The following is a 22,427-nucleotide window of genomic DNA, read 5'->3' on the forward strand; positions in this document are numbered from 1 at the left end:
TTCCCGTCACGTCACTTTTCGCCGATGCAGCATCCACCCGCAGCCGACGGCCACAAGGCCGAGGACGATCCCCGCCGGGGCGGGGACGGCGGCCGGCACGTGCACCCCGTTGACGTCCCAGTGGCCGATCGACATCAGGTACTCCGTCGGCCGGGCGGTGTCCGTGACGAACGCACTCTCGCCGCCGCCGGCCAGCGGCACCGACACGTTGTAATTGCGGTCGAACTGCACGCGGCCGCTCAGCACTTGGTACGGGCTGCCGCCGACACCGATGGTCACGACCTCGGACGGACCGAAGAAGAGTTGCCCGTCGCCCAGGACCGCCTTGGTGCTCGGATCGATTGAGATGCCGCCCGCCGACACACCGTCGATGCCGAACGTCACGGGGGTGCCGAAGCTAGCCCGGCTGTAGTGGAACTCCGATGCGACGACGGCGTCGGCCGTGAGCAGCCGGCCGGGGCCGCTACCGTCCTGCAACCGGGCGGTGTCCACAGTGAAGTAGCCGTAGAACGTGGACCCCGTCCGGTCGTCGTCCCACACGTAGGTGACGAACTCCGCCCGCGCGGGTGACGCGGCCGCCAGCAGGACCAGGCCCAGGGCGTAGATGTGTCGCATGTCGATCTCCTTGCACGGTATCAGCGGACGCCCGAGGAACGCCTCGGGCGGTCACCCGATGACCGGCCGTGCGGGCGTCTCGATCCGACGCCCGTTTTGCGAAGCCAATGCCAAGCCGGCCGGCCGGAGCGGGATAGTGTCACCCGAAGGACTCTCCGTGGTGAGCCACGCGGGACGACTGGGCTTGTCCGTAACGCGTCGCCGATCATATCCCGAAGTGCGGACGGATTGTGCCGAAATCCAGAGCCTTCCCCGGAGTCACTTCGATGCCTTGGATACGTGTGACAGTTCGGATCGCGGTGTGCGGTCCTGTCACACGCGACGGCCTTTCGAACCAACCCCGTCGAGCGCCAAAGATGAATTGCCCCGCCCACCGCCTCTGAAACATCGCGAATTGCGGGCCTCCGCCGACGATCCCCCACCCCCGGCATTGGCGTTGCGTTATGACGCGCGGACACCATCCGAGCCGCCGAGAGGAAAAGGGATCATGCCTGCCACCGTCACCCCCAAGGCCAAGGCGACCGAGCGGCCCCCCTGGAGCGGCCTCGAACACACCACTACGACCGCCCGTTACCTGCGGGCGGTCAACTACCTGGCCGCGGCCCAGATCTACCTCGCGTTCAATCCACTCTTGCGGGATCCCCTACGGCCGGACCACGTCAAGGACCGATTGCTCGGGCACTGGGGCACGTGCCCCGGCATCAACCTCGTCCACACGTACTTGAACCAGTTCATCCTCCGCGCGGACGCGAGCGTACTCCTGGTGACGGGGCCAGGCCACGGGGCGGCGGCCAACCTGGCCAACATGTACCTCGACGGGTCGCTCGCCGAGGTCTACCCGGACATGACCCGCGACCTAGTCGGGCTGACGGCGTTCGTCCGTGCCTTCTCGTGGCCGGGCGGGTTCGCCAGCCACCTGACCCCGGCCCTGCCCGGCGTCATCCACGAGGGCGGGGAACTCGGGTACGCCCTCGCTACCGCGTTCGGGGCGGCGTTCGACAACCCGGACCTCCTCGTGCCGTGCATCGTCGGCGACGGCGAGGCCGAGACGGGGCCGACGGCGACGGCCTGGCACTCGACGAAGTTCCTCAACCCCGCGACCGACGGGGCGGTGCTGCCGATCTTGCACCTGAACGGGTACAAGATCGCGTCACCCTCCCTGTACGGCACGATGGACCGGGACGACCTCGACTCCCTGTTCACCGGGTACGGCTACGCTCCGTACTTCGCCGGGTACGACGGCCGGCCGGAGGACGAGTTCGCGGCCGCGATGGAGGAGGCGTACGCCGACGTCCGGTGGATCCAGTCGCAAGCCCGCCAGGGGCAATCCCTGCGGAAGCCCCGGTGGCCAATGATCGTGCTGCACACCCCGAAGGGGTGGACCGGGCCGAAGGAAGTCGACGGCAAGCCGGTCGAGGGGACGTTCCGCGCCCACCAGGTTCCGGGGAAGGGGTTGAAGACGAACCCGGTCCACCTGGCGGCCGTCGAGGGGTGGCTGAAGTCGTATCGGCCGGAGGAACTGTTCGACGCCGCCGGCCGCCCCGCTCCCGACCTGCTTGCCGCCTGCCCGCGGGGCGACCGGCGCATCGCCCTCAACCCGCACGCCCTCGGCGGGGCCGTCCGGCGGCCGTTGACGCTCCCGTCGGTCGAAGACGCGGGGGTCGAGATCGTCGAACGGGGAGGCCAATCCGCCAGCTCGATGGAAGCCCTTGGGCGGTACCTGCGGCTGGTCACCGCCCTCAACCAGAAGGACCGCAACTTCCGCGTCGTCTGCCCCGACGAGTTGGAGTCGAACAAGCTCGGCGCGATCCTCGACGTGACCGACCGTCAGTACACCTGGCCGGTGCCGCCGGAGGTCGAGCACATCGGGCCGGACGGCCGCGTGATGGAGGTGCTCAGCGAGCACACCTGCCAGGGATGGCTCCAGGGCTACCTGCTCACCGGCCGGCACGGCGTGTTCCCGTGCTACGAGGCGTTCGTCGGCATCGTGGACACGATGATGAACCAGTACGCCAAGTTCCTGAAGACCTCGATGGAACTGCCGTGGCGGCGGCAGGTCGCGGCCCTGAACTACGTCCTGTCGTCCGACGCCTGGCGGCAGGAGCATAATGGGTACTCGCACCAGGGGCCGGGGTTCATCAACAACCTGCTCACGAAGAAGGGCCACACCATTCGGGTGTATCTGCCGCCGGACGCCAACAGCCTGCTCGTGACGATGGAGCACTGCCTGACGAGCACGAACCGGGTGAACCTCGTCGTGGCCGGCAAGCAGCCGATGCCGCAGTGGCTGACGTTGGCCGAGGCCCGTGAGCACTGCCGCGTCGGGGCGTCGGTCTGGCGGTGGGCCAGTTCCCACGACGGCGAGCAGTCCGACATCGTCCTCGCCGGCTGCGGTGACACTCCGACGCTGGAGGTGATGGCGGCCGCGCAGTTGCTACGGGACCTGGCCCCGGACTGGCGGGTGCGGGTGGTGAACGTCACCAACCTACTCGCCCTCGGCATCCCGCAGAAGTACCCGCACGGCCTCGACGCCGACCACTTCGACGACTTGTTCCCGCCCGGCGTGCCGGTGGTGTTCAACTTCCACGGGTACACGGCGGCCGTCAAGCAACTGCTGTTCGAGCGGCCGAACAACGGCCGGTTCGACCTGAACGGGTACCGCGAGGAGGGGACGACGACCACGCCGTTCGACATGCACGTCCGCAACCGCACCAGCCGCTACCACCTCGTCATGCAGGTGGCCGAGAAAGTGGCCGCCCGGCGGCCCGACACGCAGTCGCGGGCCGAGGTGCTGACGCGGACCTGCTGGGACCACCTATCCGACCACGACAAGTACATCCGCCAGCACGGCGTAGACCGGCCGGAGGTCGTCGGCTGGCGGTGGCAGCCACAATAGGCCGCGGCTATACATTCACCCTCTCCTGGGCTCCCCGGTAGCGAGATGAGCACCTTTGTCCTCAACGTCGGATCAAGTACCGTGAAGTTCGGCTTCTTCTGCCAGGAGTCGGTCGAACTGGCGGCCGGGTCCGTCATCTGGCCCCGAGAAGGGGGCGGCCGACGGCAACGCTTTGCACCCCATGCGAATGGTCGGAGCGGCTGCCGGCCGAGACGCGAACGCCCGCAGAAGCCGCGACGTGGCTGTTGGATCAGCTGCCGCAGGTCATCCCGCTCAAGGCATGCTGGCCGATCCGCGCCGTGAGGCACCAGATCGTCCACGGGGGGGCGGAATTCTCCCGGCCGACGGTCATCGACGACCACGTGCGGACGGCGATCGGCGACCTGGCCGGGTTGGCCCCGCTGCACAACCCAGCCGCGCTCGAGTGCGTGGACGCCGCGGCTCGTGCATTACCCGACGTTCCTCAGGTCGCCGTGTTCGACACGGCCCTGTACGCCGCCCTGCCGCCGCGGGCGTTCCTCTACCCGGTCCCGTACCGGTGGTACGCCGACTGGGGCGTCCGCCGGTACGGCTTCCACGGCGTCAGCCACGGCTACGGTCTGCGGCAGGCGAGCGAAATGTGCCACCGGGATCCGGGGAAACTTCGTGTCGTCACCTGCCACCTGGGGTCGGGCAGCTCGGCGACCGCCTTTCGCGACGGCCGCCCGGTGCAGACGACGATGGGCTTTACCCCGATGGACGGACTCATGATGGGCACCCGCCCCGGTGCCCTCGACCCCGGCATCATCTTGCACCTACTCAAAACGCGCCGGCTGGCCGTGGAGCAGTTGGACGAGGTTCTCGAACACCAGTCCGGCATGCTCGGGGTGTCGGGCCGGTCGGCTGACTACCGGACGGTGGAGGCGGCCGCAACCGACGGGCACCGGTGGTCGAAGGTGATCTTGGAAATGTTCGCCGACCGCGTCCGGTCGGCGATCGGCGGCCTAGCCGTCACACTCGGCGGGATCGACGCACTCGTGTTCACCGGCGGCGTCGGCGAGCACTCCGCCAACTTGCGAGCGGCCGTGTGCGAGGGGCTGGAGTGCTTGGGCGTGCGGATCGACCCCGGCCGGAACCAGCCGTGCCACCCGGACGCCGACATTTCGGTCAGCACGGCCGCCGTCCGCGTTCTGGTCGTGGCCGCAAGGGAAGAAGCCGAATTTGCCCGGCGGTGGCCGGGTGCTTAAACGCCTGATTACGCCCGCACCGGCCGGGCGGCCAGTTGCGGGATGTAAGCGTTCCCGATGTACTGCACGAACATCCGCTGGGCGTTGAAGAACGATCCGTTCAGCGCGATCGTGGACCGCATCAGGCGGGCGAACTCCACCGGCCGCGAGTGGTAGAGCGGGGCCACCGCCTGTTCCAATTTCGCGTACAACGACTCGGCCTCGGCCGCCGATGCGGTAGAGGTCGGCGAATCGTCGCCGACGGCCCACCCGGTCACGCCCTCGACCCACCCCTCGACCCACCACCCGTCTAGCACGCTCAGGCTCGGCACGCCGTTCAGGGCGGCCTTCATGCCGCTGGTGCCGGACGCCTCGTGCGGCTTCTGGGGCGTGTTCAGCCACACGTCCACGCCGGAGCAGAGCAGCTTCACCAGCCCCATGTCGTGCCCGTCCAGGTACACGACCGCCACCCGCCCGCGGAGGGCCGCGGCCGCCTCGTACACGCGGCGGATGAGGGCCTTGCCGGCCTCGTCGCGGGGGTGGGCCTTGCCCGCGAACACGATTTGCAGCGGGCCGACCGCATCTGCGATTCGCCGCAGCCGGTCGAGGTCGTTGAAAACCAGGTCGGCCCGCTTGTACCCGGTGGCCCGCCGGGCGAAGCCGAGGGTGAGGGCGTTGACATCCAGCCGGACGCGCGTTCGCCGCTCGACCTCGCTCAGCATCAGTTGCTTGCACTCGGCGTGCGCCGCCGCGAACTCCTCCTGCGGCACGTCCACCACGTACCGCAGGTACAGGTTGTCCCGCCGCCACTCAGGCACGTGACGGTCGTACAGCCGCCGGAACGGGTCGGCCGCCCACGTCGCCGCGTGGACGCCGTTGGTGATCGCGTTGATCGGGTAGTCCGGGAACAGGCCGCGGGACACTTCCTCGTGCCGCAGGGCGACCCCGTTGACGTACCGCGAGCAGGTCAGGGCCAGGCCGGTCATGTTCAACTCGCCGTCGGGCAACCCGTCGGCCGCCAGCAGCAGCGTCGCGTCGGCGTCTCCGAGCAACTGGCGGACCAACCGCTCGGGGAAGCGGTCCTGCCCGGCCGGCACCGGGGTGTGCGTGGTGAAGACGCACTGCCGCCGCACGCGACCCCAGGCTTGAGCCACGTTGTCGGTGGGCAACGCGGTCTCTTCCCGCAGCAGGGCGAGCGACAGGAGGGCGGAGTGCCCCTCGTTCATGTGGTACGTCGTTATGCGGCGGTGGTTGAGGGCGCGCAGCAGCGCGACCCCGCCGAGGCCGAGGACGACCTCTTGGCAGAGGCGGTAGTAGTCGTCCCCGCCGTACAGGCAGTCGGTCAGCGTGCGGTCGAACGGGAAGTTGTCGGGGACGTTGGTGTCGAGCAGGTAGACCGGCAGCCGGCCGCCGAGGCCCTCGACCCAGTACCGCCACGCCCGCACGCGGACGGGCCGCCCCTCGATCCGCACGGTGACGGTCGGGGGAACCTGTTCGAGCAACCCGGCCGGGTCCCAGGGGTCGGCGGCCTCGGTCTGGCCGCCGCGGTCGTCGAGCGTCTGGCGGAAGTAGCCCTTCCGGTGCGCGAGCGTCACGCCGACCATCGGGTAGCCGATGTCGGCCGCCGCCCGGAGGGTGTCGCCGGCCAGCACCCCGAGGCCGCCGCTGTACGTCGGAATGCCCGACTCCAGGGCGATTTCCATGGAGAAATAGGCCACCACGCCGGCCTGGGGGGCCGGCAACTCGACATCCGGTTCGTTCATAACATCCGGGCTCGGGGAAGGGTCAAGCGAGGTCGGCGGGCCGGTCAGCCCCAGCCGCACAAGTCGGCGCGCGTCGGTTCGACGGCGTAGGCGATGGCGGCGATCAAGTCCGTGCCGGAGACGACCCCGACCGGGCGGGCTTCGGCGTCCACGACGATGACTCGGTGAATGCCCGCGTCGGTCATCCGGCGAGCGATCGAGCGGACGTCGGCGGTCTCGTCGATCGTCACCGGGTCGGGCGTCATCACGTGGGCCACGTCTTCGGGCGGTAGCGACTCGACGTCGAACACCTGCCAGTCGGTGGCGACCGTGTGCGGGTCGCGGCAAACGATGCGGTCCTGCCCGGCCGGGGTTCTCTGGTGCCGCTGGAGGGTACACGCCCGGTCGGGCAACTGGCAAATGACCTCCCCATGGCCGCCGGCCACGCGGTCCTGGAACGGGCAGGCGATCGGCAGCGGGTGGGGTGTGCCGGCCCGCGGCGTGGCGTGATTGAGCAAGTCGGTCAGGGTCAACACGCCGACGCATCGACCGTCCAGGTCCACCACAGGTGCCCCATGGACGGCGGCCCGGCGAAGGGCGGCCGCCGCCTCCTGGACTGGGGCCGTCTCGCGGATGACAGTCAAGTCGCGGCACATCAGGTCGCGGGCCGACAGGTCGTACAGGGGCTTGCGGAGCTTGTCCACAGGCGACCTCCGTTAAGGGTTCGAGTGTTTGCCGTCCGGCGGCCCGACGGCGATGGCGTTCGTAATGTGCGTGACGCCGGCGAGGCCCTCGACCGCCTTCCCGGCGGCGTCCTTCTGGTACTGCCATCGGACCGTGCCTTCCAACTCCACCCGGCCGTCGCGGACGGCGGCGGTGATGCGGTCGTCCGGCACGAGGTCGTCCCATTGCAGGGCGTGGACGACCGCCTGGGCGATGTCCGTGTCGTCCCGCTCGTGTTCGCGTCGCACGACTTCGAGGTCGTTGGCGACGGCGTGCACGCCGGCGATCCGCTTGACGGCCGCCTCGGCGACGGCCTTGAGGTCGGGGGAGCCGACGTGCCCGGCCAGGGTGACGACGCCGTTCTCGGCCGCCACGCCGATGTGCGGGGCGAAGAGGCCCGGCTGGCGGCCCAGTTCCTTCATCACGTCGCGTTGCAGTCGCTTGTCGGCGGTCATGGCGAATCTCCAGGGTTAATGATCAGGGGGCCGAGGCCCGGGGGGCGACCGCACGCTTCCTCGCGGTCGCAACGCCACGGGAGAGGCGGGCCTCAGCAGCACGGTTCCCCACGGGCCGGCTCAGAAGAGGATGAGCGGCTTGAGGATACCGTCCCCCTTGGTTTGCATGAGGCGGAAGGCGTCCCCGGTCTGGGCGAACGGGAAGCGGTGGGTGGTCATCGGCGTCGGGTCCACGCGGCCCGACTCGATCAGCCGGAACAGGCGGCTCATCCGCTCGGCCCCGCCGGGGCATAGGGCGGTGCGGATCGTCTTGTCGCCCATGCCCACGCCCCACCCGTCGCGAGGCAGCGGCACGTAGTTGCCGGAGCCGTGGTAACCGACGTTCGAGATCGTCCCGCCCGGCCGCGTCACCCGCACGCACGCCTCGAACGTCCGCGGCCCGCCGAGGGCCTCGATGGCCGCGTCCACGCCCCGGCCGCGGGTCAGCGTCAGGATCGCCTCGACCGGGTCTTGCTGCGTGTGGTCCACCACCACGTCGGCCCCGAACAGCCGGGCCATCGCCTGCCGCTTCACCACCGACTCGACGACGATCACCTGTCCGGCCCCGACCAGTCGTGCCCCGACCGTGGCCATCATGCCGACCGGCCCCTGGGCGAACACGGCCACCGTGCCGCCGATCGGCACGGCCGCGTTCTCGGCGGCCGCGAACCCGGTGGACAGCATGTCGCAGCAGTAGCACGCCTCCTCGACGGTCAGCCCGGCCGGGACCGGGGCCAGGTTGGCCTGGGCGTCGTTGACGTGGAAGTACTCGGCCAGGTTGCCGTCCTTCACGTTGGCGAACTTCCATCCGCCGAGCATGCCCCCGCACTGTGAGGAGAACCCGCGGAGGCAGTTCTCGCACCGGTAGCACGGGGTGATGGCGTTCACCGCCACCCGGTCGCCTTCCTTGAACCCCTTCACCTCGGACCCGAGCTTGGCGACCACGCCGACGGCCTCGTGGCCGAGCGTCAGGTTGCACCGGTCGCCGATGGCCCCGCCGACCGTGTGGCAATCGGACGTGCAGATGAGGGCGGCCGTCGTCTTCACGACCGCGTCGTTCGGACCGGGGTCGGGGATCGGCTTCTCGGCCATGCCGACCTCCCCGATCCCCCGCATGACAAACGTTCGCATCGTCGTGGCCATCGCCGGACTCCGGGGCGTGTTGCGAGGAGAAAAAGGGCGGCCGGCCGATCCCCCGCCGACCTCCGTGGCCGGCGGTTCGCCCACATCGACCGGCCGCCCCGTGCCGGGTCGTCAGTCCTTCCTTGGGGTGACGGCGATCTGCTTCTGATGAATCTCCGGCTTGTTCGGCACGGGAATGGTCACCACGCCGTTGGCACTGGTGGCCGTTACCGTGTCGGCATCCGCCCCCCGCAGGAACCCACCCAAAGCAGGTGTCGTGCCCTGTACAATAATTCGTCAATTAGCCTAGATTTGAAGCGATTTTTCGAGTAGTGGGACGGCTTCACTCGCGGCGGCGGCGGTCGGGACCGTGAGCCGCCGCCGCACAGTGGCGGTGGCACCGTGTCAGACCCGCACACGGTCGATTTGCTTGGCAAGGTGGCTCATCCAGTGCTCGCGTCGGAAGTGGGGCTTGTCCCGTCGGCCGGGTCGTAAGCGATGCGATTGCGCCCTCGTGCCTTGGCCGCGTACAGTGCCCGATCAGCCGCCCGCACGAGACACGCCCCCGCCTCTACCCGAAAGGGGACGTCGAAGGTCGCGACGCCGCCGCTGACGGTAATCGCCCGGAGTGGCCACGCCGCCGCCTCGACCCGCTGGCGGACTCGCTCGGCCAAAGCCCAGGCCCCAGTCGCGCCGGTCGCCGGCAGGAGGACGGCGAACTCCTCCCCGCCGATCCGGGCGGCCACGTCGGTGCCCCGACATCCTCCGGCGATTAAGGCGGCCGTCCGGCAGAGGGCGTCGTCGCCGGCCGGGTGGCCGAAGGCGTCGTTGAAGCCTTTGAAGTGGTCCACGTCGAACAGGGCCAGGGACAGGGGGCGACCGCCGCGGCCCGCCAGGGCGGCCTCCCGGCCGAGGGCCTCGTCGAACACGCGGCGGTTCGCCAGCCCGGTCAGCGGGTCGGTGGCCGCCAGGGCCGCGAGCTTGGCGTTCATCTGTTCCAAAAATGCCCGCTTCTCGGCCTCCAGGCGGGCCACGTCTCGAGTCAGGCGGTCGTGTTCCACCCGCACGCGTCGCGCCTCCACGGCCCGATCGAGTACCGGCAACAGTTGGGTCATTCGGAACGGTTTCAGGATGAAGTCGATCGCCCCGGACCGCATGGCCTCGACGGCCACCCGGACGGACCCCTGGCCGGTCATGACGACGACGGCCAAGTACCGATCGATTTGCAAGGCGGCCCGCGCGAGCCGGATGCCGTCCATGTGCGGCATCATCAGGTCCGTGAGAAGGAGGTCCGCGGCGTCGGGCCGGATCGCCGCCAGGGCCGTCCGGGGGTCGTCGAATCCGACTGCTCGAAACGAGTTTTCCCGCAAGACCTCGCAGAGCGTCGTGGCCAGTTCCCGCTCGTCGTCCACGACGTACACCCGCCCCCGGTCGGCGGCCGGAGGACTTCCTGCGGCTGCCGGCCCGTCTTCCTGCGGCGAGAAGATCGGACCCGACGGCAACAGGTCGGCACGCGATGGCTCGCGGACGGGACCGTCTCTAGGAGGAGTGTCTGGACCAAACATGGTACTTCGCGACCCAAAGAGTCGTGCCGCGGGTCCGGCTGAGGCTGCCACACCTCTGCGACGGAGAGCGGCCGACCGGCCCGGGGCAGGCGACCGCCTCGATCAGTCGGATGAGCCGATGGGAGGCTGACGAATCGATTGGCAGCAGGTCGTGCTCGAACTCGTTCAACGCAACAAGAATGCCAAGGAGCGGAAGAGATGGGTGGCCCGCTCGACCGGCAGCGCGGTTGCCGCAAGGCTCGCACGGAAACCGTTCCCGTCGCCGCCCCCACCTGGCGGGGTACCCTGTGCGATCTCCGCACAACGCGGCCGGAACAGTGCCGAAAGGAGACAGCGATCGACGTCCGTGAATTGACCGACTGAGCCGGATACTCAGCGAGCACGGAAGGACGACGGTGCGACCAGTGAATCTCTCGCCCATCCACCGGATCGGGAGCACAACTCCATCCCGCCGGCTTTGCACAACGGCGAACCCATTTACAACCGTTGTGCAGGGGATTCGTTGTGCAGCGTTAGCGGATGACGAACTCCGGTCGATTTCTGATTCGACTTACAGCCCCGCCAACAGCTCCTTGACCTTCCGTTCGATCAAGTCACGGACCTCGTTGAACTGTTCCGGCGGCAGTTCCTTCGGGTCGGGAATCTTCCAGTCCACCCGCTGCCGCGCCAACACCAACGGGCACTCGTCGCCGCGCCGCATCGTCACGGCCATGTCCACGGATTGCCCGCTGAACTCTTCCAGACCCTTCGACCCGTGCGTCGTTAGGTCGTAGCCCACTTCCTTCATCCCGGCTATCGCCTTCGGGTTTACCGTGCCCGACGGCCGCGACCCGGCACTGAACGTTTCGACCTTCCCCACCCCGTGAAGGCGGGCGAACGCTTCCGCCATCTGGCTGCGGTTGCTGTTCTCGACGCACACGAAGATGACCCGTTTCATCGGCACCCCCTCCGGCTCGCAGCAGCACGGCCGCTCGTGGACGCACCGGTACGCCAGCACGGCCCCCACCGCCCCGATCGCAGGGGCCGTCCGGTACACCCACAGAATTTCAAAGTGCAAGGACGCCACCGCCGGGGCGAGCGATCGCGACGGGTTCATGGGCGCCCCGCAAATCGGCCCAGCGAATAGGGCCTCCAGGGCCACTACCGCCCCGACGGCGATGCCGGCCGTGATGCCCTTCTCTTTCGCCCCGGTGGACACGGACAGGACGACGAACATCAGCAAGCCCGTCAGCAGCATTTCCAGGACGAAGGATTGCGACTCGCCCCCACCGGGCAGCGTCGCGCCGAGCGTGGAGTGGAGCGGGAACAATACGCTCAGGCACAAGCAGGCGGCGAGTGCCCCGCCGCACTGACTCAGGACGTATGGCAAGACGCGGCGACCGGGAAACCGGCGGGCGACGAAGAAGCCGAGCGTAACGGCGGGGTTCAGGTGCGCCCCGGACACGTCGCCGACGGTGTAGACCATTGCCAGCACGATCAGCCCGAACGTCAGCGCGACGCCGACGTGCGTGACGGTCGCGCCCGTCAGGTCGTTGACGACGATGGCCCCGCACACGGCGAACACCAGCGCGAACGTCCCGACGAACTCGGCGGCGAGTTTTCTCATGCCGAAAGGGTAGCGGCCCGGGATGTGAAAGGCGAACCGTTGTGCAGCCGCTTCCACCGTTGTGCAACGGCCTACCGTTGTGAAAAACCCGTCCTGCCCCTCACATCTGATAAGCTATTCGCTCAGGCTGACGTGCGAGATCGGTGCCCCCGACCGACCGCAGACGCACCCTTACCCATAGGCCCGGCGTGCCCACTTCTCTACGCTCGATTGCCCGGATCATTGGCGGCCACGTGCTCACCATTCTGACGTTCGCCGGGTTGGCGGCCGTCGGCTGGTGGGGCATGTCTACCGACTGGAAGCTGTCCAGCCCCTTCGCCGAGGCGGAACCCTCCGAAGGCGAGAAGTCGGCCGAGGGCCCCCGAATCAAGGTGACGCCGCCGGCCGGCGACCGGCCGGGGCGAGTCGAGTTCGCGTCGGCCGACGACGTGGCCAGGGCCGGTCTGGCGTTCGCCGCGGCGGACACCCGGCCGTTGACCGACGCCGTGACGGCCGTCGGCACGGTCGGGTACGACCCGGCGCGGTACGCCCAGGTCGCGTCGCGGGCGGCCGGCACCGTCTGGTGGGTGCGGAAGGTGCCGGGTGAGTCGGTGGCGGCCGGAGAGCTACTCGCCCTCATCGACGCCGCCGAGGTCGGCAAGCTCAAGGGGGAACTGCTCGTCGAACTGGCCCAACTTTCCTCGGCCGAGCAGGCACTCTCTCAACTTCAGCCCGCCGCCGACAGCGGCGCGTTACCCGGCGCCCGGCTGCGGGAGGCCAAGGCGACGGTCGAGGCGGCGACGGCCCGCGTCCGCGTCAGCCACCAGGGCTTGCTCAACCTCGGGCTGGCTCTCGACCCGGAGCCGCTGCGGTCACTGTCCGCGGCCGACCGGGACGCCCGGTTGAGGTTCCTCGGCCTGCCCGCGGCCGCTCTGGCCCTCGCGAGCGGGAAGACGGAATCGACCAACCTGCTGCCGGTCGTCGCCCCGCTGGCCGGCACCCTCATCCGGCCGTCGGTGACGCCGGGCGAGACGGTGGCGGCCAGCCGGCCGCTGTTCGGGGTCGCCGGCATGGAACAGGTTCACCTTGATCTGGCCGTCGAGGAGCGGGACGTCCGCCGGTTGAAGCCGGGCCAAGAAGTCTACTTCACCCCGGACGCGGACCCGACGTTCGCGGCCCGCGGCACGCTGGTCCACGTCGTCCCGGAGGTGGAGGAGGCGACCCGCCGGGTGTCGGCCCACGCCGAGGCGGCCAACCCGACCGGTCGGCTGCTGCCGAACAGCTTCGGCCGCGGCCGGGTGGTGGTGGCGACGGCCGGGGCGGTGACGGTGCCCGAGGCCGCCCTCCAGCGGGCCGACGACGGCTGGCTCGTGTTCGTCGGGGCCGGCGAGGCCGCGTTCGAGGGCCGCAAGGTAACCGTCGGGCTGCGGGCCGACGGCCGGACGGCGGTGACCGGGGTGGCGGCCGGGAGGAGGTCGTCACCGCCGGCGGGCACGCCCTCGCCGCGGAACTGAAGCGGGACCAGTTCGGCGGGGGCGACTGACCCATGCTCACCGCGGTCATCGACTGGTCGTTGCGGAACCGGGCGGTCGTGCTGCTGACGGCCGCCCTGCTGGCGGCCGTCGCCGCGGCGGTCGTGCCCGACCTGCCGATCGACGCCTTCCCGGACCCGACCCCGGTGCAGGTGCAGGTGAACACCTACGCCCCCAACCTGTCGCCGGTCGAGGTCGAGCAGCAGATCACCGTGCCGATCGAGCGGGCCATCAGCGGGCTGCCGAAGATCAAGCCCACCCGCAGCGTGTCCAAGTTCGGGCTGTCGCAGGTCGTCGTCACGTTCGAGGACGGCACCAACATCTACTTCGCCCGGCAACTGCTGGCCGAGCGGCTGACGGCCGTCGAGTTCCCGGCCAACGTCACCGAACGCCCGCAGCTCGGCCCAGTGGCCACCGGGCTGGGCGAAGTGTTCCACTACACCCTCAGCAGCCGGACCCGCGACCCGGTCGAACTCCGCACGCTGCAAGACTGGACCCTGCGGCCGCAACTCCGCACCGTCCCCGGCACGGCCGAGGTGAACAGTTGGGGCGGCGGCGAGCGGCAGTACGTCGTTCGCCCGGACCCGGACAAGTTGCGGCGGGCCGGGGTGAGCTTCGACGAGGTGGTGCGAGCCGTGGCCGACGGCAACCTGAACGTCGGCGGCGGGCGGGTCGTGCGGCCGGGGTCCGAGGTGCTGGTGCGGGGCGTCGGCCGGGCGAACACGGTAGACGAGCTGCTCGCCATCCCGGTCAAGCCGGCCGGCCAAACCGGGGTGGCCGTGCGGGTATGCGACGTGGCCGCCGTCGAGGCCGGCAGCGACCTCCGCACCGGGGCGGTGTCCGCGATGGGCCGCGGCGAGGTCGTCCTCGGCCTGGGGTTCACCCTCATGGGCGAGAACCCGCACGCCGTCACGAAGGGCTTGCAGGCGAAGTTGGCCGACGCCAAGACGCGGCTGCCGCCGGACGTGACGGTGACGCCGGTGTACGAGCGGACCGACCTGGTGGACCACGTCATCGCCACCGTGCGGGCCAACCTGTTCGAGGGCGGGCTGCTCGTCGTGGCCGTGCTGTTCGCCCTGCTCGGCAACCTGCGGGCCGGGCTGATCGTGGCCGCCGCCATCCCGCTGTCGATGCTGTTCGCGTTCGCCGGCATGCTGCGGTTCGGCATTGCCGCCAGCCTGCTCAGCCTCGGCGCGCTCGACTTCGGGCTGGTCGTCGATTCCAGCCTGGTCATGGTCGAGAACGTCATGCGGCGGATCGCCCTGCGGGGCGACGACGGCGACCCGGCCGCCCACCGGAAGGCCGTGCGGGACGCCATCGTCGAGGTCCGCGGGCCGACACTGTTCGGCGAGCTCATCATCATGGCCGTGTACCTGCCGGTCCTCACGCTCGAAGGGGTGGAGGGGAAGTTTTTCCGGCCGATGGCGTGGACGGTGATCTTCGCCCTGGCCGGGTCGCTGCTCTTGTCGCTGACCGTCATGCCGGCCCTCGCCAGTCTCGTCCTCCCCCGCCGGCTACCGTCGCACGACCCTCGGGCCGTGCGACTCGTCCGGCACTTGTACCGGCCGGTCCTGCGGCTGGCCCTGCCGCGGCGGGCCGCGGTGCTGGCCCTGGCCGCGACGACCCTGCTGGCGGCGGTCGTGCTGGCCCGCGGGCTGGGGTCCGAGTTCGTGCCGCGGCTGAACGAGGGGGCCCTCACGCTCACCGTCTTCCGGCTGCCGGGCACGACCTTGGACGAAGCGGTGCGGGCGAACACTGTGATGGAGCGGCTGCTCCTGAAGGAGTTCCCGGACGAGGTGGCTCGCGTGTGGGCGCGGTGCGGCACCGGCGGCGTGGCCACCGACCCGATGGGGCCGGAAGAAACCGATCTGTTCATCATGCTCAAGCCGCGGAACCGGTGGACGAAGGCGGCCACGCAGGACGAGTTAGTCGGCAAGATCAAGGATGTGTTCGACGGGCTGCCGGGGCAGAACTGCACTTACACCCAGCCGATCGAACAGCGGGTGAACGAGATGATCTCCGGGGTGAAGGCCGACGTGGCGGTCGAGGTCTACGGCGACGACTTCGACACGTTGAAGCGGCTCGGCGATCGGGTGGTGGCGGCCCTGGCCGGGGTGCCCGGGTGCGACGCGCCGGTGGCGGACCAGGTGACCGGCCAGCCGGTGCTGAAGGTCAAACTGCGGCCGGCCATGCTCGCCCGGCACGGCGTGTCGGCCCGGTCGGTGCTCCGACTGGTGGAGGCCGTCGGCGGCGTGCCGGCCGGCGACGTCTTGGAGGGAGAGTTGCGGTTCCCGGTGGTGGTCCGGTTGCCGGACGCCTGGCGGTCGAACCCGGACGCCATCGGGGCGGTCACGGTCCTCACGCCGGGCGGTGCTAGAGTGCCGCTGTCGGACCTGGCCGAGGTGGCCGTGGTGTACGGGCCGGCGAAGATTCAACGAGCCGAAGGCCAGCGACGGCTGACGGTGCAGTGCAACGTCCGCGGCCGCGACCTGGGCGGGTTCTTGGCCGAGGCCCGGCAGAAGGTGGCGGCGTCCGTCCCCTTGCCCGGCGGCCGGTACCGCATCGCCTGGGGCGGGCAGTTCGAGAACCTGCAACGGGCCGAGGCCCGGTTGATGATCGCCGTGCCGGTCGCCCTGTTGATCGTGCTGGCCCTCTTGTACTTGTCGCTCGGTCACGCCGGCGAGGTGCTGCTGGTGTTCAGCGGCGTGCCGCTCGCGGCCGTCGGCGGGGTGGCCGCCCTGTGGGTCCGCGGTCTGCCGTTCTCGGTGTCCGCCGGGGTCGGGTTCATCGCCCTGAGCGGCGTGGCCGTCCTCAACAGCCTGGTGCTGGTGACCTTCATCCGCCACCTGCGGGAGACCGGCCTGGGCGTGCGGGAGGCGGTCGAAGAGGCGGCGGTCGAGCGGTTGCGGCCGGTACTGCTGACGGCCCTGGTGGCGGGCCTGGGGTTCGTGCCCATGGCCTTGAATACCGGCGTGGGGGCCGAGGTGCAGCGGCCGCTCGCGACGGTGGTGATCGGCGGCATCGTCAGCAGTACGCTCCTCACCTTGCTGGTGCTGCCCGTCCTCTACCACCTGTTCGGCCGCTGGCTGTCGGTCGAACAAGTGGCCCCAGCCACTCCCGGGTGAAACCCGATCCGGCCGACGTGGGTCGGAGGTCAGGCGGCCGTCGTCATGCTCGGTTTGTCGGTGGCTGCCCCACCCCGTGGGAGACCGGCCAACGCGGGAGAAGAAGGGCCCGATGCTCCCTCCTCGATGACCCGTTTGTCCGCGGCGAGTTCGGCCTGCCGAACGAGCCAGCCGCACAGGCCTGCGGTAAGAACGACGAGCGGGCCCACAATGAAGTAAATGGCCATCAGGCACAGTGCGGCGATGGGGGTATCGGCGGTCACGAACATACTCGGCTCCTTCGGGGCAAAGTGCAACGTTGGTGGGTTCGCGGGGGCTTACGCAACCGCGGTGCCGGTCGAGCTGCGTCGGGTGGTCCGCGGCCTAGGGCACGAGTTCTTGGGCCGATTCCTGCGATTCACGACCGGCACCCGGCCCACGTTTCCAGCAAAGCCGCTGTCGGCCGCATCGAATCGCGTGCGAGTACGGCTCACTAGGTGTGCGGCCGGGGCACAGCCGTCCCGCCGATCCGGGCCTACGCGGTCCAGGTGGTGAACGAATGCGTATTCACTCCAGCGCGGCAACCCGGGCAGAATTGGACGCCTGTGAGGGCGAATGCCTGGAGAGTCCGACCGGAATTCGTCGAAGACAATGCAGTCCGTTCGAGTCTGGAGGCCGGTCATCCGACGCCGCGTGCGAGTCCGACCCCTTTGCCTCGCCGCGGGCTTGCCGGCGTGCGCGGCCCTTGACGGTCAGTCGTTGCCCATCCCGATCGCGGGGATGCCCCCGACCCCGGCGGCCAAAACACCGACACAGGCCGAAATCCCGTCCCCGGTCCAGTCGGCGAAGTACGAGGAGCCGGCACCGCCGTTACCCCCGACGAAGACGGTCGCTTCAGGCACCCTGGCGATCAATCTGCCGACCGCCCTGGCCCTGACGAACGCGAACCCGCTGGATGTTCAGATCGCCCAAGAGCGGGTTCGCTTCGCGGCGGCGCAACTCGACCGGGCGAACGCCCTATGGCTGCCGAACGTTAACGTCGGCGTCGATTACTTCCGCCACGACGGGCAGATTCAGGACATCGTCGGCAACGTCTTCGGCACCAGTCGCTCGTCACTGTTGCTGGGTGCCGGGCCTCAGGCGGTGGTGTCGGTCACGGACGCCGTGTACGCCCCGCTGGCCGCCCGGCAGGTGCTCCGCGGCGTGCAGGCGAACGCCCAGGCGGTGCGGAACGACACCATGCTGGCCGTCGCCGTCACCTACTTCGAAGTGCAGCAGGCTCGCGGCGACGTGGCCGGGGCACTCGAAACGCTGCGGCGGGCCGACGACTTGGTCGCCCGCACGGAGAAACTGGCCCCGGACCTGACGCCGGACGTGGAGGTGAACCGGGCGAAGGCCGAGGCCGCACGCCGACGGCAGGCGGTGGAGTCGGCTTACGAGCGGTGGCAGGTGGCCAGCGCGGAACTCGCCCGCCTGCTGCGGCTGGCGGCCGGCACGCCGATCGAACCGTGCGAAGACCCGTCGCTCGTCGTCACCCTCCTGGACCCAGAAACGTCGCTCGACGACCTGCTCGCCACCGGCTTGACGCACCGCCCGGAACTGGCATCGCAGCAAGCCAAAATTCAGGCGGCCCTCGTGCGGGTGAAGCAGGAACAGCGGCGGCCGTACTACCCTACGGTGGCGGCCCGCGGCGTCGGGTCGAACGTGCCGGGGCTGGCCGGCGGGTACTTCGGCGGCGGCGTCAACGACGACGTGCAGAACTTCGGTGCCCGGTTCAGCGTGGACCTGCAAGCCGTGTGGGAGTTCCAGAACCTCGGCCTCGGCAACCTGGCCGCCGTCCGCGAGCGGGAGAGCGACCGCCGCCGCGTGCTGCTGGAGCTGCTGCGGGCGCAGGATCAGGTGAAGGCCGAGATCGTGCAGGCCCACGCCCAGGCGACGCGGGCGGCGAAGCGGCTGAAGGCCGCCGAGGACGGGCTGACGAACGCGACCGCGACGGCCGAGAAGTGCCTGTAAGGACTCGGCCAGACGAAGCGGGTCGGCGAGCAGTTGCTCCTGGTCTTCCGACCGCTCGAAGCCGTGGCCGCGGTGACGGCCCTCGATCAGGCGTACCGCGACTACTACCAGACGGTCGCCGACCACAACCGCGCCCAGTTCCGGCTGTACCGCGTCCTCGGCCAGCCCGCCCAGGCACTTTGCGAACCTACGGCACCCGCGAAATAGCAGCTACCCACCGGCTCGCGTTCGCGGTTACATCAACAGCACGTTCTTACGCCGGAACCCGAGATGAACCCGATTGCCGCCGCCCTGCGCCGCCCGGTCACGGTCCTTGTGGTCGTCGTCGGTGTCGTGTTCGCCGGCGGCCTCGCGTACAGCCGCATGAAGGTCGACATCTTCCCCACCCTGAACCTGCCCGTCGTCTACGTGTGCCAGCCCTTCGGCGGTATGGACCCGCAGCAGATGGAGGGGCTGATCGCCAACTACTATGAGTACCACTTCCTCTACATCAACGGCATCCACCACGTCGAGTCGAAGAACCGTCCAAGGCATGTCCCTGATGAAACTGTACTTCCACCCCGGCACGGACATGGCCCAGGCGATGGCCGAGACGGTCGGGTACGGTCAACCCGTTCATCATGCGGTTCGACACTGGCAGCGTGCCCGTCGGCTACCTCGTGCTGTCGAGCGAGACGAAGACCATCGGCCAGGTTCAAGACCAGGCCCTGTTCAAGGTGCGGCCGATGTTCTCGGCCATCGAGGGCGTGTCCGCCCCGCCGCCGTTCGGCGGCAGCCAGCGGACCGTCGTGGTGCGGGCCGACCCCGACCGGCTGAAGGCCTACGGGCTGTCGGCCGACGACGTGGTGAAGAAGCTGACCGAGGGCAACACCATCGCCCCGTCCGGGCAGATTCGCGACGCCACGCGGATGCCGCTGGTGCCGACGAACGCGATGGTCGTGAACCCGGCCGACCTGGGCACCATCGAGGTGAAGCCCGGCGTCTTCCTCCGCGACGTGGTGAAGCGCGACCCGGTGACGGCCCGGCCGCTAATCGACGACGCCAGCGACATCCCGACCGGATACGCCCTCGTCAACGGCAAACGGGCGGTGTACATCTTGGTGACGAAGCGGGCGAACGCCAGCACCCTCGACGTGGTGAACAACGTGGGGGCCAACCTGCCGAAGATGCAGGCCGAACTGCCGGACGACGTCCAGGTGAGCTTCGAGTTCGACCAGTCCCCCTACGTGACGAACGCCATGACCGGCGTCGCCTTCGAAGGGCTGATCGCGGCCGCTCTCGTCGGCCTCATGGTGCTGGTGTTCCTCCGCGACTGGCGGAGCGTGATCGTCGTCGTGCTGAACATCCCGTTCGCCCTGATCGCGGCCCTCGTGGCCCTGTGGCTGACCGGGCAGACGATCAACCTGATGACCCTCGGCGGCCTCGCGCTGGCCGTCGGCATCCTCGTGGACGAGGCGACGGTCGAGGTCGAGAACATCCACCGGCAGCTCGAACGAACCGATTCCGTCGCGCTCGCCATCCGCCGCGGGAACCAGGAGACCGCGGTGCCGCGGCTGTTGGCGATGCTGTGCGTGCTGGCCGTGTTCATCCCGTCGTTCGTGATGGAAGAAGCGGCCCGCGGCCTGTTCCTGCCGCTGTCGCTGGCCGTCGGCTTCGCGATGATCGCGAGCTACGTCCTGTCCAGCACGTTCGTCCCGGTGCTGTGCGTGTACCTCCTTCGAGCGGGGAACGCGGAACGCAGAACGCGGGGCGAAGGCGGGGCATACGCGGAGCTGTTGGCCGCGGCCGTGGTCGCCCGGTGGCTGCTGGTGCCCGCGTACCTCGCGGTCGCGTCGGCCGTTGTTCTCCTCGTCGGCCCGCGGATCGGCACGGACATCTTCCCGCAGGTGGACGCCGGACAGTTCCAGCTTCGATTGCGGGCACCGACCGGCACCCGCATCGAGCAGACGGAGGCGATCACGCAGGAAGCCCTGAGGTTCGTCGGCGACGAGGTGCGGGCGGCCGGCGGCGACGTGGCCCTGTCGCTCGGCTACGTCGGCGTCGTGCCGTCGAGTTACCCGATCAACGCCGTCTACCTGTGGATGGGCGGCCCGCATGAGTCCACCGTCCGCGTCGCCCTCAAGCCGGGGTCCGGCCGCATCGACGACTTGAAGGCCAAGCTTCGCGAGAAATTGCAGGACCACCTGGCGGCATGGACGGCCGCGAAGTGGACGGCCGACGGCTTGTCGGCCGACGAGGCGAAGAAGCGGGCGGCCGAGATTCGCGTGTCGTTCGAGCCGGCTGACATCGTCAACGAGGTGATGAGCTTCGGCTCGCCGACGCCGATCGAGGTGCAAGTCGCCGGGGCGAACGTGGTCGCGAGCCGTGCCCACGCGGAGAAGGTGCGGGCCGAGGTGGAGAAGGCCGCCGGGCTGAAGGACCTGCAATTCTCGCAGCCGCTCGACTACCCGACGGTAGAGGTCGTGGTAGACCGCGAACGCCTTGCCGCGACCGGCGGCACGGCGGCGGACGTGGCCCGCGCGGTCACGCCGTTCACGTCGTCGAGCCGGTTCACCGTGCCGAACTACTGGCGAGACCCGGCCAGCGGCATCGGCTATCAAGTGCAGGTGGAGGTGCCGTACACGCTCGTCACGGCCGCGAAAGATCTGGAACTCGTCCCCCTCGTCGGCGGCGGCACGAATCGCGTCCTCGTCGGCGACGTGGGGGCGGTGAAGGAGGGCACGATGCCCGGCGAGTACGACCGGTACAACATGAAGCGGGTCGTCACGCTGACGGCGAACGTGCAGGGCCGCGCCCTCGGCGGCGTGGCGGACGACGTGGCGGCCGCGATCCGGGCGGCCGGCGACCCTCCGAAGGGCGTGACCGTGGACGTCCGCGGACAGGTGACGCCGTTCCGCGAACTGTTCCGCGGCCTGACGTTCGGCCTCGCCGTCGCGGTCGTGGTGGTGGCCCTACTGCTGACGGCGTACTTCCAGTCGCCGCGGTTGGCCCTTGTGGCCGTCGCGGCGGTCCCCGCCGTTTTGGCGGGCGTGGTGCTGGCCCTGCTCGCGACCGGGTCCACGCTGAATCTGCAATCGTTCATGGGGGCGATCATGGCCGTCGGCGTGGCGATGGTCAACGCGATCCTGTTCGCCACGTTCGCCGAGCGGTCCCACGTGGCCGGCATGACCGCCCGCGCCGCCGCCGCGGACGCTGGCCGCACGGGGCGCGGCCGATCCTGATGACGAGTGCCGCGATGATCGCCGGCATGTTACCGTTGGCCCTCGGCTTCGGCGACGGCGGCGACCAGACGGCCCCGCTCGGCCGGGCCGTGATCGGCGGCCTGCTCGCCGCGACGGCCGCCACGCTGTTCGTCCTGCCGGCCGCCTTCGTCCTGCTCATGGGGCGGGCTTCGACCGTGTCGCCGTCGCTCGACCCGTTCGACCCGGCCAGCCGCCACCACACCCCGGAGACACCCGATGCGTAAGTGCTTCCTGCTCGGCGCACTCGCTGCCGCGGGTTGTAGCCGCACGCCGCCGCCGGCCCCCGCGGTTGCGGCCGCGGCCGCCCCGACGATCACAGTCGTGAAGCCGCAGAAGAAGCCCGTGCAGCGGGTCATCGAGCAGCCGGGCGCGGCGGTCGCCTTCGAGGAGGTGACGCTGTTCGTGAAGATTCCCGGCTACGTTCGCACCCTGTCGGCCGACCCGGCGAAGGCGACGCGGCCGGAACACGACCGGTTTATCGACATCGGCACCCGCGTGACGCGGGATCAGGTTCTCGCGGAACTGTCGGTGCCGGAGTTGGAGGAGGAGTTCAAACAGAAAGAGGCGACGGACCGGCAATAGACGGCGG

General features: G+C 69.7%; 18 protein-coding genes and 1 pseudogene. 10 read left to right on the forward strand and 9 right to left on the reverse strand.

Going from position 1 to position 22,427, the window contains the following annotated elements:
* Positions 1–6 precede the first annotated feature (6 nt).
* Positions 7–615, reverse strand: coding sequence for a hypothetical protein (locus PX52LOC_RS18105; RefSeq protein ID WP_149111422.1), 609 nt, complete (start codon positions 613–615; stop codon positions 7–9).
* 487 nt (positions 616–1,102) lie between these two features.
* Between PX52LOC_RS18105 and PX52LOC_RS18110 the strand changes: the two genes are divergently transcribed.
* Both PX52LOC_RS18110 and PX52LOC_RS18115 read left to right on the forward strand, forming a co-directional pair.
* A complete protein-coding gene (locus PX52LOC_RS18110; protein WP_149111423.1) occupies positions 1,103–3,511 on the forward strand; it encodes a phosphoketolase family protein in 2,409 nt (802 codons plus the stop codon).
* Between the two features lie 200 nt (positions 3,512–3,711).
* On the forward strand, positions 3,712–4,737 hold the full coding sequence (locus tag PX52LOC_RS18115; RefSeq protein ID WP_261368416.1) for an acetate/propionate family kinase: 1,026 nt from the start codon (positions 3,712–3,714) through the stop codon (positions 4,735–4,737).
* Between the two features lie 8 nt (positions 4,738–4,745).
* Here the strand turns inward: PX52LOC_RS18115 and glgP are convergent, their stop codons facing one another.
* From glgP to PX52LOC_RS42615, 7 genes are all read right to left on the reverse strand, one after another.
* Complete coding sequence (gene glgP, locus PX52LOC_RS18120) at positions 4,746–6,479, reverse strand: alpha-glucan family phosphorylase (protein WP_149111425.1); 1,734 nt, start codon at positions 6,477–6,479, stop codon at positions 4,746–4,748.
* A 44-nt stretch (positions 6,480–6,523) separates the two neighbouring features.
* The gene (locus PX52LOC_RS18125; RefSeq protein WP_149111426.1) at positions 6,524–7,162 is read right to left on the reverse strand and encodes a CBS domain-containing protein; all 639 of its coding nucleotides are present in this window, start codon (positions 7,160–7,162) and stop codon (positions 6,524–6,526) included.
* A gap of 12 nt (positions 7,163–7,174) precedes the next feature.
* Positions 7,175–7,636 (reverse strand): BON domain-containing protein, encoded by a 462-nt coding sequence (locus PX52LOC_RS18130; protein WP_149111427.1) that lies wholly within the window; start codon positions 7,634–7,636, stop codon positions 7,175–7,177.
* A gap of 120 nt (positions 7,637–7,756) precedes the next feature.
* On the reverse strand, positions 7,757–8,818 hold the full coding sequence (locus PX52LOC_RS18135) for an NAD(P)-dependent alcohol dehydrogenase (protein ID WP_246173753.1): 1,062 nt from the start codon (positions 8,816–8,818) through the stop codon (positions 7,757–7,759).
* A gap of 111 nt (positions 8,819–8,929) precedes the next feature.
* Positions 8,930–9,064 carry an alpha-crystallin domain-containing protein gene (locus PX52LOC_RS18140; RefSeq protein ID WP_149111428.1) on the reverse strand — a complete coding sequence of 45 codons (135 nt, stop codon included), beginning with the start codon at positions 9,062–9,064 and terminating at the stop codon, positions 8,930–8,932.
* Between the two features lie 176 nt (positions 9,065–9,240).
* On the reverse strand, positions 9,241–10,362 hold the full coding sequence (locus tag PX52LOC_RS18145; protein WP_149111429.1) for a diguanylate cyclase: 1,122 nt from the start codon (positions 10,360–10,362) through the stop codon (positions 9,241–9,243).
* 550 nt (positions 10,363–10,912) lie between these two features.
* Positions 10,913–11,968, reverse strand: coding sequence for an aquaporin (locus PX52LOC_RS42615; RefSeq protein ID WP_246173754.1), 1,056 nt, complete (start codon positions 11,966–11,968; stop codon positions 10,913–10,915).
* 233 nt (positions 11,969–12,201) lie between these two features.
* On the opposite strand from PX52LOC_RS42615, the gene PX52LOC_RS18160 reads away from it, so the two are divergent.
* Together PX52LOC_RS18160 and PX52LOC_RS18165 are read left to right on the forward strand one after the other, a co-directional pair.
* Positions 12,202–13,461 carry an efflux RND transporter periplasmic adaptor subunit gene (locus PX52LOC_RS18160; protein ID WP_149111430.1) on the forward strand — a complete coding sequence of 420 codons (1,260 nt, stop codon included), beginning with the start codon at positions 12,202–12,204 and terminating at the stop codon, positions 13,459–13,461.
* A gap of 32 nt (positions 13,462–13,493) precedes the next feature.
* Positions 13,494–16,604, forward strand: coding sequence for an efflux RND transporter permease subunit (locus PX52LOC_RS18165; RefSeq protein ID WP_149111431.1), 3,111 nt, complete (start codon positions 13,494–13,496; stop codon positions 16,602–16,604).
* Between the two features lie 29 nt (positions 16,605–16,633).
* Here PX52LOC_RS18165 and PX52LOC_RS18170 read toward each other — a convergent pair whose 3' ends face one another.
* Positions 16,634–16,873, reverse strand: a complete 240-nt coding sequence (locus PX52LOC_RS18170) for a hypothetical protein (RefSeq protein ID WP_149111432.1) — start codon at positions 16,871–16,873, stop codon at positions 16,634–16,636.
* Positions 16,874–17,363: 490 nt separating this feature from the next.
* On the opposite strand from PX52LOC_RS18170, the gene PX52LOC_RS18175 reads away from it, so the two are divergent.
* The 6 genes and pseudogenes from PX52LOC_RS18175 to PX52LOC_RS18185 all read left to right on the forward strand — a co-directional run bounded on the left by PX52LOC_RS18175 (position 17,364) and on the right by PX52LOC_RS18185 (position 22,420).
* Complete coding sequence (locus PX52LOC_RS18175) at positions 17,364–18,596, forward strand: TolC family protein (protein WP_149111433.1); 1,233 nt, start codon at positions 17,364–17,366, stop codon at positions 18,594–18,596.
* Between the two features lie 33 nt (positions 18,597–18,629).
* The gene (locus PX52LOC_RS40665) at positions 18,630–18,803 is read left to right on the forward strand and encodes a hypothetical protein (RefSeq protein WP_168219077.1); all 174 of its coding nucleotides are present in this window, start codon (positions 18,630–18,632) and stop codon (positions 18,801–18,803) included.
* A 63-nt stretch (positions 18,804–18,866) separates the two neighbouring features.
* Positions 18,867–19,058 (forward strand): annotated as a pseudogene (locus tag PX52LOC_RS43350) (efflux RND transporter permease subunit); the annotation flags it as partial.
* Positions 19,059–19,216: 158 nt separating this feature from the next.
* Positions 19,217–21,817: an efflux RND transporter permease subunit gene (locus PX52LOC_RS18180; RefSeq protein ID WP_261368404.1), complete on the forward strand. Its 2,601-nt coding sequence runs from the start codon at positions 19,217–19,219 to the stop codon at positions 21,815–21,817.
* Positions 21,818–21,831: 14 nt separating this feature from the next.
* Positions 21,832–22,062 (forward strand): efflux RND transporter permease subunit, encoded by a 231-nt coding sequence (locus PX52LOC_RS43355; RefSeq protein ID WP_261368405.1) that lies wholly within the window; start codon positions 21,832–21,834, stop codon positions 22,060–22,062.
* A complete protein-coding gene (locus tag PX52LOC_RS18185; RefSeq protein WP_149111434.1) occupies positions 22,055–22,420 on the forward strand; it encodes an efflux RND transporter periplasmic adaptor subunit in 366 nt (121 codons plus the stop codon). Before PX52LOC_RS43355 ends, PX52LOC_RS18185 begins: the two co-directional genes overlap by 8 nt.
* The last annotated feature ends 7 nt before the right edge of the window (positions 22,421–22,427 follow it).

It is taken from the genome of Limnoglobus roseus, assembly GCF_008254045.1.
GTDB classification, from domain to species: Bacteria; Planctomycetota; Planctomycetia; order Gemmatales; family Gemmataceae; genus Limnoglobus; species Limnoglobus roseus.

Coding starts and splice junctions, on each gene's coding strand:
- PX52LOC_RS18105 (WP_149111422.1), bottom strand. CDS start 615: ATGCGACACATCTACGCCCTGGGCCTGGTCCTGCTGGCGGCCGCGTCA.
- PX52LOC_RS18110 (WP_149111423.1), top strand. CDS start 1,103: ATGCCTGCCACCGTCACCCCCAAGGCCAAGGCGACCGAGCGGCCCCCC.
- glgP (WP_149111425.1), bottom strand. CDS start 6,479: ATGAACGAACCGGATGTCGAGTTGCCGGCCCCCCAGGCCGGCGTGGTG.
- PX52LOC_RS18130 (WP_149111427.1), bottom strand. CDS start 7,636: ATGACCGCCGACAAGCGACTGCAACGCGACGTGATGAAGGAACTGGGC.
- PX52LOC_RS18135 (WP_246173753.1), bottom strand. CDS start 8,818: ATGGCCACGACGATGCGAACGTTTGTCATGCGGGGGATCGGGGAGGTC.
- PX52LOC_RS18145 (WP_149111429.1), bottom strand. CDS start 10,362: ATGTTTGGTCCAGACACTCCTCCTAGAGACGGTCCCGTCCGCGAGCCA.
- PX52LOC_RS42615 (WP_246173754.1), bottom strand. CDS start 11,968: ATGAGAAAACTCGCCGCCGAGTTCGTCGGGACGTTCGCGCTGGTGTTC.
- PX52LOC_RS18165 (WP_149111431.1), top strand. CDS start 13,494: ATGCTCACCGCGGTCATCGACTGGTCGTTGCGGAACCGGGCGGTCGTG.
- PX52LOC_RS18170 (WP_149111432.1), bottom strand. CDS start 16,873: ATGTTCGTGACCGCCGATACCCCCATCGCCGCACTGTGCCTGATGGCC.
- PX52LOC_RS18175 (WP_149111433.1), top strand. CDS start 17,364: ATGCCCCCGACCCCGGCGGCCAAAACACCGACACAGGCCGAAATCCCG.
- PX52LOC_RS18180 (WP_261368404.1), top strand. CDS start 19,217: ATGCGGTTCGACACTGGCAGCGTGCCCGTCGGCTACCTCGTGCTGTCG.
- PX52LOC_RS43355 (WP_261368405.1), top strand. CDS start 21,832: ATGATCGCCGGCATGTTACCGTTGGCCCTCGGCTTCGGCGACGGCGGC.
- PX52LOC_RS18185 (WP_149111434.1), top strand. CDS start 22,055: ATGCGTAAGTGCTTCCTGCTCGGCGCACTCGCTGCCGCGGGTTGTAGC.